Raw genomic sequence first — 13,174 nt, forward strand, 5'->3', positions numbered from 1 at the left:
TTCATTAGCGATGGGCGCTAGGTGCGGCTAGTGCACGGGCGGTGGCGACATCCGCATTGATCGCCGTTTTCAGCGCCTCCAGAGAGGCAAATCGCTGCTCTTCACGCAGCTTCTGGTGGAAAACCACCGTCAAACGCCGGTCATACAGATCGCCGGCAAAATCTAAAAGATGGACTTCAAGGTGAGCTTTGCCATCACCTTGCACCGTGGGCCGTACGCCAATATTGGCGACGCCGGGCCAGGTCTTGCCGTCGATGTCGACATCCACCAGATACACCCCGGTAAACGGCACGCGACGACGCTTGAGTTGAATATTGGCAGTGGGCGTACCCAATTGCCGAGCCAGCTTCTGGCCATGCAGCACACGACCGGCGATGCGGTACGGGCGACCGAGCAAACGTTCGGCCAGGGCAAAATCGGCGGCGGCCAAGGCGTTACGCACCTGAGTGCTGCTGACGCGAATGCCATCCAGCTCGACGGTTTGCGCGGCTTCGACGGTAAACCCGTGAACCTGCCCGGCCTGCAACAGGAAATCGAAATCGCCGAGGCGGTCGCAGCCAAAGCGGAAATCGTCACCGACTTCCAGATGCTGCACGCCGAGCCCGACCACCAGGATGGTGTCGACGAACTCACTGGCGCTGAGCTTGCTCAGACGCTGATTGAAGGCCAGGCACAGGACCCGGTCGACACCTTCGGCGGCCAGTAGCTGCAGTTTGTCGCGCAACCGGGCCAGACGTGCCGGCGCGGTCTCGGGGGCGAAAAACTCCCGTGGCTGCGGCTCGAAAATCACCACGCAGCTGGGTACGCCCAACTCGAGCGCACGCTCACGCAGTCGGGCCAGGATAGCCTGGTGACCACGGTGAACACCGTCAAAGTTGCCAATAGTGGCGACGCAGCCCCGATGCTGGGGGCGCAAGTTGTGGAGGCCTCGAACCAGCTGCATAACGCGCTTCTTGCTCATAAAGTGGTCGATTATAACCACACCCGACGGTCGACGACAGGCAACACCGTAACGCAAAGTGATCGAGCCGACAAAACTGCCGGCCCGCGCCCATTCATAAAGGATAAAACCTCAGCTCAAGGCCTTGCGATTGAAGTCGCGCAGACGGAAACCGAGCAGCAGCAACATGCCGAAATACGCAACCACGCCAGCCACCACCAATGCCCCCAGACGCAGGAAGCGCTCAAGCATGTGGCCTTGATCCCACGCCGGCATGAAATGCATGCCGATCAGCAACACCACCGACATCACCGCCACTGCCACGATCAGCTTGAAACCGAACTTGGCCCAACCCGGTTGCGGCTGGTACATCTGCTGTTTGCGCAACTGATAGAACAGCAGCCCGGCGTTGAGGCACGCACCGGCACTGATCGCCAGGGCCAGGCCGGCGTGGGCGAGCGGACCAATCAATACCAGGTTGAACAACTGAGTACATACCAGCGTGAAGATTGCGATTTTTACCGGCGTACGGATGTTCTGTTGCGCATAGAACCCCGGCGCGAGCACTTTGATCACGATAATCCCGAGCAGACCGACAGAATAGGCAATCAATGCTCGCTGAGTCATTTCGGCATCGAAGCCAGTGAACTGACCATACTGGAACAACGAAACGGTCAACGGCTCGGCGAGGATCCCCAGCGCCAACGAGCACGGCAACACCAGCACAAAGCACAGGCGCAGGCCCCAGTCGAGAATCCGCGAATATTCGTGGCGATCCTTGCTGGCGTAGGTTTTGGCCAGCGTCGGCAGCAGAATTGTGCCCAACGCCACGCCCAGCACCCCCGATGGCAATTCCATCAAACGGTCGGCGTAATACATCCAGGACACTGATCCGGCAACCAGAAACGAAGCAAAAATGGTGTTGATGATCAGCGAAATCTGGCTGACCGATACGCCAAGGATCGCTGGCAGCATCTGTTTCATCACCCGCCATACACCGGTATCACGCAGATTCAGGCGCGGCAGCACCAGCATGCCAATCTTTTTCAGGTGCGGCAGTTGAAACAGCAACTGCGCCAGCCCCCCGACCAATACCGCCCAGCCGAGCGCCATGACCGGCGGATCGAAGTACGGCGTGAGGAACAGCGAAAACACGATCATGCTGACGTTGAGCAAGGTCGGCACAAATGCCGGCACCGAGAAGCGGTTCCAGGTATTGAGGATCGCACCGGCCAGCGAGGACAGGGAGATCAGCAATATATAAGGGAACGTCACCCGCAAGAGGTCAGAGGTGAGCTGGAATTTTTCCGGGGTATCGGTGAACCCCGGGGCGGTGGCCCAGATGACCCACGGCGCGGCGATCATGCCCAGCGCGGTGACCAGCGCCAGCACCAGCGTCAGCAAACCCGATACATAGGCGATAAAAGTGCGGGTAGCTTCTTCGCCCTTCTGGCTTTTGTATTCCGCAAGAATGGGCACGAACGCTTGGGAAAAAGCCCCTTCGGCGAAGATCCGCCGCAACAGATTGGGCAATTTGAAGGCGATAAAGAAGGCATCTGTCGCCATTCCGGCGCCGAATATTCGAGCAATCAGCGTATCGCGAACAAACCCGAGAACCCGGGAAATCATCGTGATAGAGCTGACGGCGGCCAACGATTTGAGCAGATTCATTGAAGGAGTTTGTGCCTGTCGATAAACAGCAGGCGAATAAAGCGCCTACTTGTGCGATACTCCGCGCCGCAGCAGCACAGAGCCAAAGCTCGCGAGTTTACAGGTCAAGCGCCGGAAATAAATATCCCGCCTCTTTATACCTACCACTTAGCGGAACGATTCAAGTGCCCTTGACAAGACTTCTCTTCATCGGCATGATTCGCGGCCTATTTTGTTTGCTATTTCCTAAAAAGTCTTTCGAGGAGCTCGACGGTGGCCAACTCACCTTCCGCCAAAAAACGTGCAAAACAGGCTGAGAAGCGTCGCAGCCACAACGCCAGCCTGCGTTCCATGGTTCGTACCTACATCAAGAATGTAGTTAAGGCCATCGACGCAAAAGACGCTGAAAAAGCTCAAGCTGCATACGTTCTGGCTGTGCCAGTTATCGACCGTATGGCCGATAAAGGCATCATCCACAAGAACAAGGCTGCTCGTCATAAGAGCCGTCTGAATGGCCACGTCAAGGCACTGAAAGAAGCTGCCTAAGCGACGTAGTCATTAGAAAACCGACCTTCGGGTCGGTTTTTTATTGCCTGCGATTTGGCGCCCCTCTCATCACAACCCCGCAAACAGGCACGCACCCGATCAAGGGTCGCACCCGACTCACCGAGTCTACTCACCAAAATTGAACATGACCGGCTTCGGTGGAGGACACCCCTCTGGCGGCGGAAAGTTCTGCACGCCCGACTCATCGTACCCGGTGTAACAGCCGACCAGCTCGCCACCCTTAAAGTTGAAGCGACGCTCAACGATGCCGGTCGAGTAGTAGCAGACCATTTCACCTTCACGCTTCGCATAGGAATAGTCTTTGTATTCCCGCCCCTCAACGGTGATCAGACGATATCCCTGCATGGGCTCGGAGCACTTCAATTGCCCATTGGGGTAGTAATCGTTGTGAATCACACGATCATCCGCACCCAACAGCACCTCCTCGACCTTTCGCCCTTCGTAAGACTCGTGACGCACACTTTGCCTGACCCCGAACAGGTAATCGGCCTCGAAGTAGGCTACCCCATCACCGCGAAAACTACGCTGCAGGCCACACGGCTTGATTCTTGTGTACTTGCCATCGACCACATGGCAGTAATTTCTGTCTGAAACCAATGCCCCAGCCTCATTAAACGACTGATCGTTGCCGATGGGCTCATCCGCCTCATAAATAGCCACTCGGTCTAACCGACCATTTGAGTGATAGGTACGAAAGGGCCCCTCTCTGTTTCCATGAAGCCAGGTGATGTCAGACAGCAGTACCGAACCATCATCGGTATAGGTCAGCGCACGCCCCATGATCTGCCCCGCCACGTAGGTCGCCGAATAGGTCAGCTTGCCGTTCGCAGCGTAAGTCTCTCTCAAGCCATCAAGCGCACCAGCCTTGTAGTGCTCAAGCAGTCGCAGCACACCCGTAGCATCAACCTCGCGCAGCTCTCCATCCTTTTTACCCGCGACAAACGACAAGGTTTGAATGCGGTCTCCGTCCACTTTGAGAGTCCAGGCGCCCTCCCTGGCACCTGACACGTAACCGCCCTCACCCTCACCACTGAGCCAATGACCGCTCTGCCGACCATTCCGGTACTCGCCGCGCGAGACAACCTCACTTCCCCTGACTCGCTCTGTCGGACCGTCCAGAACATCGTGCTTATACGTATCGAACCCGGAAATATCTTCGTCTTTATCGTACGCAGTGATCGTCCAGCGCCCCTCACGCAAACCATCGACGAACAAACCCTCGGAAACACTATGGCGCTCGTTGATCACCCAGGCGCCCCGCCTCAAACCATTCGCATAAGCTCCCGAGGCCTCGGAGACCGCTGCATCAAACTCGATCCAGTCACCCGTCTTCTTGCCCCGAACCATCACACCTCGCTCCAGCACACGATCACCCCACAACTTAACGAGAGGGCCGTCCTCCGAACCCACATACCGTTTCGGGTCAGACTCCCACGCCATTTGCGTTACACGAAAGGCCGGAGCGAGCTCACCCTCCTCCATCGGCGTGCGCTCGTAGGTCAGCGTCAACCAACGCCCTTCGCGCTGCAGAAAGGTTTTCTTGTAGGCGTCATAGACACCATCTTCTGACGGCTCACCGCCCTCCGAGGCCGGAACGCCACCAACACCGAATTCGCCCACTAACGTGCCAGCCGTGGGATCGAGCGCATCGAACTCGGGGATCCCAGTTGTCGCCATCTCATAACCGTAGTCATAGGGCAGCAACTTGTTCAGCTCGCTCACTACCCGTGCGGCATTGAGCTTCTTCTGATTGCTCGCAATGCGATCAAGAACCGGCTGCAGACTGTTCAGCTTGCGATATTTGCCCGATCGCTCACTGAATCGATAGCCATGGAGCCCATTTCGCCCACCCGCTCGGGACAGGACAATCAAGGTCTGTATATCGCTATCGAGACTGGCGTAGAACACTGACTCGATGCTCGAATCACCGAAATTGTCGAGCATCTGCGGCACCGCTGTCGGCGCATCACACATGCACGCATACCCCACAACGCCCGACGGCTCGCGAACAAACGCCAACGTCGCGCCACTCTCCTGAGACTGGATCACCGGGTGCGCCAATGACTTTCCAGCATAAAACGGTTCGGCCTGCACTTGCATGGACAGCGAGCAACACACCATCAGCGACATAAAAAAAGAACGCATACGAATCCCTTCGCGCCTAAAGCACATCAATTCAACAAGGAGAAACAAAAAGGCGAGCCGAACGGCTCGCCCTCAATCATTCAACCAATGGGTCTGGAAACAAACCCGACCCTGTAATGGTTTCCAGCCTTATGGCTGAACCGGCACCCACGGCAAAATCGGAATGGCCGTCACCGCATTCTGTGGACTACCCTCGATCACGCGATCGCTATAGACCAGATACACCAGCGTATTGCGTTTCTTGTCGAGGAAACGCACCACCTGCATGGTCTTGAACACCAACGATGTGCGCTCCTTGAACACCTCGTCGCCGTCCTTCAGCTCGCCCCTGAACTTGATCGGACCGACCTGACGGCAGGCAATCGAAGCTTCGGCGCGATCTTCCGCCAACCCCAGACTCCCCTTTACGCCACCCGTTTTGGCACGCGAAAGGTAGCAGGTCACACCTTCGACTTTGGGGTCGTCGAACGCCTCGACCACGATCCGGTCGTTCGGACCGACAAATTTGAACACCGTCGACACCTGACCGATTTCCTCGGCCGAGGCCAGCAATGGCAGCGCCATCAACAGACCCAACAATCCTTTTGCTACGCGCATTGAATTTTCCTTACACCAGAATCAGGTTGTCACGGTGAACCAGTTCCGGCTCAGCCATGTAACCCAGCAAACCGACAATCGCATCCGACGACTGACCGATGATTTTTTGAGCTTCCAGCGCGCTGTAGTTGGCCAGGCCGCGAGCAATTTCACGACCGTCCGGCGCCACACAGACCACCATTTCACCACGACGGAAACTGCCTTGCACCAGCTTGACGCCAACCGGCAGCAGGCTCTTGTTACCTTGAGACAGCGCCGACACAGCACCATCATCCAACACCAGCGTGCCACGGGTTTGCAGATGCCCTGCCAGCCACTGCTTGCGCGCCGCCAACATGCCGCGCTCGGGCGACAGCAACGTACCGATACGCTCGCCCGCTTTCAGCCGATCCAGCACACGCTCGAGACGACCACCCACAATGATGGTGTGCGCACCGGAGCGCGCCGCCAGCCGCGCTGCGCGCAACTTGGTTTGCATGCCGCCGCGCCCCAGCGCACCACCGGTGCCACCCGCCACCGCATCCAGGCTCGGATCATCGGCGCGCGCCTCATAAATCAGCTGCGCTTCTGGATTGTTGCGCGGATCGGCATCGAACATACCGTCGCGATCCGTCAGGATCACCAGCAGATCAGCCTCAACCAAGTTGGCCACCAGCGCCGCCAGCGTGTCGTTGTCGCCGAAACGAATTTCGTCGGTAACCACCGTGTCGTTTTCGTTGATCACCGGGATTACTTTCAGCTCGACCAGCGCTCGCAGGGTGCTGCGGGCATTCAGGTAGCGCTTGCGATCGGACAGGTCGTCGTGGGTCAGGAGAATCTGCGCGGTGTGCCGGCCATGCTCGGCGAAGCTTGATTCCCAGGCTTGCACCAGACCCATCTGACCGATAGCGGCGGCAGCCTGAAGTTCGTGCATCGCACTGGGTCGTGCGGTCCAGCCCAAGCGACTCATGCCGGCCGCAACCGCTCCGGAGGACACCAGCACCAACTCGACGCCAGCCTCATGCAAGGCCACCATCTGCTCGACCCAGACACTCATTGCCGCACGATCCAGCCCTTTGCCATCAGCCGTCAGCAAAGCGCTGCCGATCTTCACGACCCAACGCTGCGCACCTGTCACCTTGCTCCGCATCATTTTCAACCTTAGCTTGAGGGCGGCGCGACCTGGCACCACCCGTGACGTTAATCGTGGCTATTCCTGACCAACTACTGATTTCCAGATACTAAAACGCCGCTCGATTGAGCGGCGTTCAAGTTTATCGCAACGGATCAGTCACGCACGTAAATGATTTCCGGACCGTCTTCGTCATCCACATCTTCTTCGTCCCAATCATCGTCGCCGATGTCGTGGACCGACTTCACGCCACTGCGACGCAGGGCACGCTTGTCATCCAGCGCCTGCAGTTGCGCACGCGCTTCGTCTTCGATGCGCTGATCGAGATCAGCCAGCTCTTCCTTGTAGGCAGGGTCGTTGGCCAGGCGGTCGGCACGATCTTCCATGTAACGCATGATGTCGTGGCACAGACGCTCGGTACCCAGCTTGGAGATGGCCGAGATCACGTAGACCGGACCAGTCCACTCCAGGCGATCAACGATCTCCTTGACGCGCTCCTCGTGCTCTTCTTCAAGGATCTGGTCGCACTTGTTCAGCACCAGCCAACGATCGCGCTCAGCCAGGGACGGGCTGAACTTGATGAGTTCATTGACGATCACTTCAGCGGCATCCGGCGCGCTGGCGTCATCCAGCGGCGCCATGTCGACGAGGTGCAGCAGCAGACGCGTACGCGCCAGGTGCTTGAGGAAGCGGATACCCAGGCCGGCGCCATCGGAAGCACCTTCGATCAGGCCCGGAATATCGGCAACGACGAAGCTCTTCCAGCGATCGACGCTGACCACACCCAGGTTTGGCACCAGCGTGGTGAACGGGTAATCGGCAACTTTCGGCTTGGCTGCCGAGACCGAACGGATAAAGGTACTTTTACCGGCGTTCGGCAAGCCCAGCAGACCTACGTCGGCGAGCACTTTCATTTCCAGTTTCAGGTCGCGCTGCTCACCCGGCTTACCCGGAGTGGTCTGGCGCGGCGCACGGTTGGTACTGGATTTGAAACGGGTGTTACCCAGACCGTGCCAGCCGCCCTGCACTACCATCAGTTTCTGACCAGCCTTGGTCAGGTCACCAATGACTTCCTGAGTAGCGGAGTCGATCACGGTGGTGCCGACTGGAACGCGCAGGATCAGGTCTTCACCTTTTTTACCGGTGCAGTCGGTGCTGCCGCCGTTGGAACCGCGCTCGGCATCGAAGTGCCTGGTGTAACGGTAGTCGACCAGGGTGTTGAGGTTTTCGTCGGCCATCATGTAGATGGAACCGCCGTCACCGCCATCACCACCGTTCGGGCCACCGTTCTCGATGAATTTTTCCCGACGGAAACTCATGGCGCCATTGCCGCCATCACCAGCTTTTACTCGAATCGATACTTCATCAACAAACTTCATAACCAACGCCTCTCGCCATACGGACGAGCCGAAAAACAATCAAGACATAAGACTCTTGCAAAAATGAGCGCAGCGACCCCAAAACACGACCTGTATCGCACGCCGACAGCCCATACAAACAGTTTTGCAAGAGACTCACCCCACAAACGAAAAAGCCCCGTCGCAAGACAGGGCTCTTCCAGCGATCTCGCGATTAAGCCGCGACAACGCTCACGTAACGGCGGTTGAACGCGCCTTTTACTTCAAACTTGATCACGCCTTCGATTTTCGCGAAGAGGGTGTGATCTTTACCCATGCCAACGCCGTAACCAGCGTGGAATTGGGTGCCGCGCTGACGCACGATGATGTTGCCCGGAATGATCTTCTGGCCGCCATACATCTTCACGCCAAGGCGTTTGGCTTCTGAGTCGCGACCGTTACGGGTACTACCACCAGCTTTTTTGTGTGCCATGAGTTCAATTCTCCTAGTGAGGAATTAGGCTGAAATTAAGCCTGAATACCGGTGATTTTGATCTCGGTGTACCACTGGCGGTGGCCCATACGCTTCATGTGGTGCTTACGACGACGGAACTTGATGATGCGGATTTTATCGTGACGACCTTGGGAGATCACTTCAGCCACAACAGTAGCGCCAGCAACAACTGGAGCGCCGATGTTTACGTCGTCGCCATTGGCAACCAACAGAACGCGATCAAAGGTAACGGATTCGCCGGTAGCGATTTCCAGTTTTTCGATCTTCAGGTATTCACCTGGGGCGACTTTGTACTGCTTGCCGCCAGTAACGATTACTGCATAAGACATGGTGTTTCTCCGATAATCCTGCTCACCCAGCTCTTTATAAGAAGAGGTATTGGCTGGCATGGCTGCATGGGGCTGGAAGGCCCGCTAGCAATTGCGTAAGGCAGGTGCTGCCCAGGAAGTTCAGGGTGCGCGATTGTACGCAAGCTATCGCAGGCTTGCAAGTAGCCGTCCATCGCGCCTTGACAGGTCTGGACGGGGGTCCTAGCATGCCGCGCAACCCTTCTGGAGCGACTCTCGCTGATGCAACCCCAAGCTTTCTACCGCGCGGTGGCGGACGATTTTAGCGCCGTCGACGGCATCATCAAGAAGCAGCTGACTTCCCGAGTGCCGCTGGTATCGAAAATCGGCGATTACATCACCTCGGCCGGCGGCAAACGCCTGCGTCCTTTATTAGTGTTGCTGTGTGGCAAGGCCCTGGGTCGCGAAGGCGATGACATGCGCCTGCTCGCCGCCACCATCGAATTCCTGCACACCGCGACTTTGCTGCATGACGACGTGGTCGACATGTCAGGCATGCGCCGTGGCCGTTCGACTGCCAACGCCATGTGGGGCAACGCGCCAAGTGTGCTGGTGGGCGATTTCCTGTACTCGCGCTCGTTCGAAATGATGGTCGAACTGGGCTCGATGCCGGTGATGAAGATTCTCTCGCAGGCCACGCGCATCATCGCTGAAGGCGAAGTGCTGCAACTGTCCAAGGTCCGTGACGCGAGCACCACCGAAGAAACCTACATGGAAGTCATCCGCGGCAAGACCGCGATGCTCTTCGAAGCCTCGACCCACAGCGCCGCCGCGCTGGCCGGTGCAACCGCCGAGCAGAGCGAAGCCCTGCGCACCTTTGGCGATCACCTGGGCGTGGCATTCCAATTGGTCGACGATCTGCTCGACTACAAGGGCGACGCTGAAACCCTGGGCAAGAACGTCGGTGACGATCTGGCCGAAGGCAAGCCGACCCTGCCGCTGATCTACACCATGCGCGAAGGCACGCCTGAACAGGCTGCACTGGTGCGTCAGGCGATCCAGAAAGGCGGGATCGAAGACCTGGAAAGCATCCGCATCGCCGTGGAAGCTTCCGGTTCGCTTGAGTACACCGCGCAATTGGCTCGCGACTATGTGGCCCGTGCGATCAAGTGCCTCGAAGCGCTGCCGGCCAGCGAATACCGTGATGCACTGGTTGAATTGAGTGAGTTTGCGGTCGCCCGCACACACTGAAATCGCTGAAAAAAAATCAAAAAATCGCAGTTTTCGGCAGCTCCTACAGAGCTGTCGGAGCTGCGATTTTTTGCTTTTGGCGCCATCAGCGGAGAAACCCTATACAATGTGCGACTTTTAGCGATCCACTCTCAAGGAGCCCTAGTGAGCACGTTGCCACCCTGCCCGAAATGCAATTCCGAATACAGCTACGAAGACGGCACCCAACTGGTGTGCCCGGAGTGCGCCCACGAGTGGTCTGCCAATGGCGAAGCCGAAGCTGCCTCCGATGACGCCGTGAAGAAAGATTCGGTCGGCAACGTCCTGCAGGACGGCGACACCATCACCGTGATCAAGGACCTCAAGGTCAAAGGCACGTCGCTGGTGGTCAAGGTCGGCACCAAGGTCAAGAACATCCGCCTGTGCGATGGCGACCACGACATCGACTGCAAGATCGACGGCATCGGCCCGATGAAGCTCAAATCCGAGTTCGTCAGAAAAGTCTGAACCTGCTGTCATCCATCCCACGCCCGCCGTGGGATGGAGCTTCCCCTCCCCTGCTCCCTCGGTACATCCACGCAATAGCCAAGCGCCAGCCGTCTTGACCTTACGCAATCTTTACCCTGAAAAATCTGCAATCCGCCAATAGGCGCTTGCTATTTGATGAATAAGAATTATTCTCATTGAAACCCTTTCAATGGAGATGAGAACCATGACTTATTTGATCGACGCCTGGCTGGATCGCCCACACCCCTACCTCAGAATCCTGCATCGTGAAACCGGGGAAGTCTGTGCGGTGCTTGAAGAAGAAGCCCTGCATGAGCTGCAGGATCAGGGTGATCTGGATGTGAACAGCCTGAATTCCAGCGAGCCGCTGGTGCTCAAGGAGCTGGTGCGCAATCTGTTCCTGTTCTGCTACGCCCGGGCCTTGCGCCCGACGAATGAACTGCATCACAAGATAGAACTATGAAAGTCACGGAAAAAACTGTGGGAGCCAGCCTGCTGGCGATGGCATCAAAGCGGTCTTGAACAAAAACCGCTCGACCCTTTCGCCAGCAGGCTGGCTCCCACATTAGCCTGTCATGCAGACAGGCCAGGTCTTACAGAACGTCCAGCAGCTCGACGTCGAATACCAGAACGCTGTGCGGCGGGATGCTGCCAACGCCTTGAGCGCCGTAAGCCAGTTCGCTCGGCACGTACAGACGCCATTTGCTGCCGGCATTCATCAGTTGCAGGGCTTCGGTCCAGCCAGCGATTACGCCGCCAACCGGGAATTCTGCTGGCTGGCCACGCTCGTAGGAGCTGTCGAACACAGTGCCGTCAATCAGGGTGCCGTGGTAGTGAGTACGCACTTGATCTTCACGGCTTGGCTTGGCGCCTTCGCCCTGCGTCAGCACTTCGAATTGCAGGCCGGAAGCCAGAGTGGTGATACCGTCACGCTTGGCGTTTTCAGCCAGGAAAGCCAGGCCTTCGCCTGCTGCAGCTTCAGCCTTGGCAGCCGCTTCGGCTTGCATGATCTCGCGGATCACTTTGAAGCTGGCGGACATTTCTTCCTGACCCACACGGCTTTCCTTACCGGCGAAAGCGTCGGTCAGACCGGCCAGAATGGCGTCAAGGCTGACACCCGGTGGCGGGTTGTCGCGCAGCTGGTCACCCAGCTGACGGCCGATACCGTAGCTGACGCGAGTTTCGTCGGTGGACAGATTTACTTCGGACATGACACTGCTCCGCTGTGCGGACGACCAACAGACGTGCCGTGCGTACACAGCGCGTCCCGGCGCGCCCGGAACCAAAAGGGCGAGCAGACTAGCACAGATGCCTTGGCGTTTGGGGCGCCGGGGCTACAGTGCGGACCGCCAGACGAGCGGCACTTTCAGACTTTCCTCGCCACTGGCGCCGAGGCCACACATTTCATCATGTACCGAGGTGTGTACGAGGTTGAATGGCAACACCGGGAAGCTATGCAGCACATCCCGGGCATGTTCGACCGAGCGTAGCGTCAACATCTGCCCTTGAGGATTGCTGAGCGGATACGCCGCTCCACGCATACGCGCTTCGAGCAGGTAAATGCCACCTTCCATGGAGATCAGGTTCAGCTCATCGACCTTGCCGGCGATGGCATACGCGTTCAACTCTTGCAGGTTCATGAACACACCTCACGCAGGGCGAGCCAGTAGGTCTACAGGGATATGCCTGCGGGCAAAAAAGCACAAGCCACAAACGACACCGCCCGTCTGTTTCGCAACAGACGGGCGGTTTTGCAGCAATCAAGGAATGATCAGTGCTTGGTGAGCTTATCCAGATAACCCATGGCAAATGCCGAAATCACAAACGTCATGTGGATGATCACGTACCACATCAGGTGCTCGGGATCGACGTTCTTGGCGTCCATGAAAATGCGCAGCAAGTGGATCGAGGAAATCGCCACGATCGAGGCCGCCACTTTCATCTTCAGCGACGAGGAGTCCATGGTGCCCAGCCAGCTGAGCTTCTCTTTGCCCTCGTCGATGTCCAGTTGCGAGACGAAGTTCTCGTAGCCGGAAATCATCACCATCACCAGCAGGCCGCCGACCAGCGCCATGTCGATCAGCGACAGCAGGACCAGAATCAGATCCGACTCGGCCATCGAGAAGACGTTGGGGAGGATGTGGAAAACTTCCTGGAAAAATTTCAGTGCCAACGCCAGGAGTCCGAGAGACAGCCCGATGTAGATCGGCGCCAGCAGCCAGCGCGTGGCATACATTGCATTTTCGATAAAGCGTTCCATTGAATCTCACACAAGGGGGGTTGTAATGG

Annotated in this window: 15 protein-coding genes; 4 read left to right on the forward strand and 11 right to left on the reverse strand. The window is 57.6% G+C overall.

Going from position 1 to position 13,174, the window contains the following annotated elements; all coding sequences use genetic code 11:
- Nucleotides 1-4 precede the first annotated feature (4 nt).
- Both ribF and murJ read right to left on the reverse strand, forming a co-directional pair.
- The gene (ribF, locus tag JJD74_RS08885; protein WP_200613099.1) at nucleotides 5-943 is read right to left on the reverse strand and encodes a bifunctional riboflavin kinase/FAD synthetase; all 939 of its coding nucleotides are present in this window, start codon (nucleotides 941-943) and stop codon (nucleotides 5-7) included.
- Between the two features lie 129 nt (nucleotides 944-1,072).
- The gene (gene murJ / locus JJD74_RS08890) at nucleotides 1,073-2,611 is read right to left on the reverse strand and encodes a murein biosynthesis integral membrane protein MurJ (protein ID WP_042561146.1); all 1,539 of its coding nucleotides are present in this window, start codon (nucleotides 2,609-2,611) and stop codon (nucleotides 1,073-1,075) included.
- Nucleotides 2,612-2,863: 252 nt separating this feature from the next.
- On the opposite strand from murJ, the gene rpsT reads away from it, so the two are divergent.
- Nucleotides 2,864-3,136 carry a 30S ribosomal protein S20 gene (gene rpsT / locus JJD74_RS08895; RefSeq protein ID WP_003228351.1) on the forward strand — a complete coding sequence of 91 codons (273 nt, stop codon included), beginning with the start codon at nucleotides 2,864-2,866 and terminating at the stop codon, nucleotides 3,134-3,136.
- A gap of 126 nt (nucleotides 3,137-3,262) precedes the next feature.
- On the opposite strand, the gene JJD74_RS08900 is transcribed toward rpsT, so the two are convergent.
- The 6 genes from JJD74_RS08900 to rplU all read right to left on the reverse strand — a co-directional run bounded on the left by JJD74_RS08900 (nucleotide 3,263) and on the right by rplU (nucleotide 9,190).
- Nucleotides 3,263-5,302, reverse strand: a complete 2,040-nt coding sequence (locus JJD74_RS08900; RefSeq protein ID WP_200613102.1) for a toxin-antitoxin system YwqK family antitoxin — start codon at nucleotides 5,300-5,302, stop codon at nucleotides 3,263-3,265.
- Nucleotides 5,303-5,431: 129 nt separating this feature from the next.
- Nucleotides 5,432-5,899, reverse strand: coding sequence for a CreA family protein (locus JJD74_RS08905; RefSeq protein WP_042561148.1), 468 nt, complete (start codon nucleotides 5,897-5,899; stop codon nucleotides 5,432-5,434).
- A gap of 10 nt (nucleotides 5,900-5,909) precedes the next feature.
- Nucleotides 5,910-7,028 (reverse strand): glutamate 5-kinase, encoded by a 1,119-nt coding sequence (proB, locus tag JJD74_RS08910; protein WP_042561149.1) that lies wholly within the window; start codon nucleotides 7,026-7,028, stop codon nucleotides 5,910-5,912.
- Between the two features lie 137 nt (nucleotides 7,029-7,165).
- Nucleotides 7,166-8,389, reverse strand: coding sequence for an Obg family GTPase CgtA (gene cgtA, locus JJD74_RS08915; RefSeq protein ID WP_115146542.1), 1,224 nt, complete (start codon nucleotides 8,387-8,389; stop codon nucleotides 7,166-7,168).
- A 193-nt stretch (nucleotides 8,390-8,582) separates the two neighbouring features.
- Complete coding sequence (rpmA, locus tag JJD74_RS08920) at nucleotides 8,583-8,840, reverse strand: 50S ribosomal protein L27 (RefSeq protein WP_003176049.1); 258 nt, start codon at nucleotides 8,838-8,840, stop codon at nucleotides 8,583-8,585.
- Nucleotides 8,841-8,875: 35 nt separating this feature from the next.
- Entirely contained in the window at nucleotides 8,876-9,190 is a 315-nt protein-coding gene (rplU, locus tag JJD74_RS08925; RefSeq protein WP_003230856.1) for a 50S ribosomal protein L21, read from the reverse strand.
- A gap of 240 nt (nucleotides 9,191-9,430) precedes the next feature.
- Here rplU and JJD74_RS08930 point away from each other — a divergent pair, with 240 nt between their 5' ends.
- From JJD74_RS08930 to JJD74_RS08940, 3 genes are all read left to right on the forward strand, one after another.
- Complete coding sequence (locus JJD74_RS08930; RefSeq protein WP_007909817.1) at nucleotides 9,431-10,399, forward strand: polyprenyl synthetase family protein; 969 nt, start codon at nucleotides 9,431-9,433, stop codon at nucleotides 10,397-10,399.
- Between the two features lie 144 nt (nucleotides 10,400-10,543).
- Nucleotides 10,544-10,885, forward strand: coding sequence for a zinc ribbon domain-containing protein YjdM (locus JJD74_RS08935; protein ID WP_042561151.1), 342 nt, complete (start codon nucleotides 10,544-10,546; stop codon nucleotides 10,883-10,885).
- 205 nt (nucleotides 10,886-11,090) lie between these two features.
- The gene (locus tag JJD74_RS08940) at nucleotides 11,091-11,348 is read left to right on the forward strand and encodes a PA4570 family protein (RefSeq protein ID WP_042561152.1); all 258 of its coding nucleotides are present in this window, start codon (nucleotides 11,091-11,093) and stop codon (nucleotides 11,346-11,348) included.
- A gap of 130 nt (nucleotides 11,349-11,478) precedes the next feature.
- On the opposite strand, the gene JJD74_RS08945 is transcribed toward JJD74_RS08940, so the two are convergent.
- From JJD74_RS08945 to JJD74_RS08955, 3 genes are all read right to left on the reverse strand, one after another.
- The gene (locus tag JJD74_RS08945; protein ID WP_042561153.1) at nucleotides 11,479-12,096 is read right to left on the reverse strand and encodes an FKBP-type peptidyl-prolyl cis-trans isomerase; all 618 of its coding nucleotides are present in this window, start codon (nucleotides 12,094-12,096) and stop codon (nucleotides 11,479-11,481) included.
- Nucleotides 12,097-12,219: 123 nt separating this feature from the next.
- Nucleotides 12,220-12,525, reverse strand: a complete 306-nt coding sequence (locus JJD74_RS08950; RefSeq protein WP_200613105.1) for a DUF6482 family protein — start codon at nucleotides 12,523-12,525, stop codon at nucleotides 12,220-12,222.
- Between the two features lie 131 nt (nucleotides 12,526-12,656).
- Complete coding sequence (locus JJD74_RS08955; RefSeq protein ID WP_042561155.1) at nucleotides 12,657-13,145, reverse strand: TIGR00645 family protein; 489 nt, start codon at nucleotides 13,143-13,145, stop codon at nucleotides 12,657-12,659.
- Nucleotides 13,146-13,174: the final 29 nt, after the last annotated feature.

The organism is Pseudomonas sp. MF6776, from assembly GCF_016613125.1.
In the GTDB taxonomy this organism is placed as follows: domain Bacteria; phylum Pseudomonadota; class Gammaproteobacteria; order Pseudomonadales; family Pseudomonadaceae; genus Aquipseudomonas; species Aquipseudomonas iridis.

Bases quoted from the DNA above. Each gene is read 5' to 3' on its own strand.
- ribF (WP_200613099.1), bottom strand. From the start codon at position 943: ATGCAGCTGGTTCGAGGCCTCCACAACTTGCGCCCCCAGCATCGGGGC.
- murJ (WP_042561146.1), bottom strand. From the start codon at position 2,611: ATGAATCTGCTCAAATCGTTGGCCGCCGTCAGCTCTATCACGATGATT.
- JJD74_RS08900 (WP_200613102.1), bottom strand. From the start codon at position 5,302: ATGCGTTCTTTTTTTATGTCGCTGATGGTGTGTTGCTCGCTGTCCATG.
- JJD74_RS08905 (WP_042561148.1), bottom strand. From the start codon at position 5,899: ATGCGCGTAGCAAAAGGATTGTTGGGTCTGTTGATGGCGCTGCCATTG.
- proB (WP_042561149.1), bottom strand. From the start codon at position 7,028: ATGCGGAGCAAGGTGACAGGTGCGCAGCGTTGGGTCGTGAAGATCGGC.
- cgtA (WP_115146542.1), bottom strand. From the start codon at position 8,389: ATGAAGTTTGTTGATGAAGTATCGATTCGAGTAAAAGCTGGTGATGGC.
- rpmA (WP_003176049.1), bottom strand. From the start codon at position 8,840: ATGGCACACAAAAAAGCTGGTGGTAGTACCCGTAACGGTCGCGACTCA.
- rplU (WP_003230856.1), bottom strand. From the start codon at position 9,190: ATGTCTTATGCAGTAATCGTTACTGGCGGCAAGCAGTACAAAGTCGCC.
- JJD74_RS08930 (WP_007909817.1), top strand. From the start codon at position 9,431: ATGCAACCCCAAGCTTTCTACCGCGCGGTGGCGGACGATTTTAGCGCC.
- JJD74_RS08940 (WP_042561152.1), top strand. From the start codon at position 11,091: ATGACTTATTTGATCGACGCCTGGCTGGATCGCCCACACCCCTACCTC.
- JJD74_RS08945 (WP_042561153.1), bottom strand. From the start codon at position 12,096: ATGTCCGAAGTAAATCTGTCCACCGACGAAACTCGCGTCAGCTACGGT.
- JJD74_RS08950 (WP_200613105.1), bottom strand. From the start codon at position 12,525: ATGAACCTGCAAGAGTTGAACGCGTATGCCATCGCCGGCAAGGTCGAT.
- JJD74_RS08955 (WP_042561155.1), bottom strand. From the start codon at position 13,145: ATGGAACGCTTTATCGAAAATGCAATGTATGCCACGCGCTGGCTGCTG.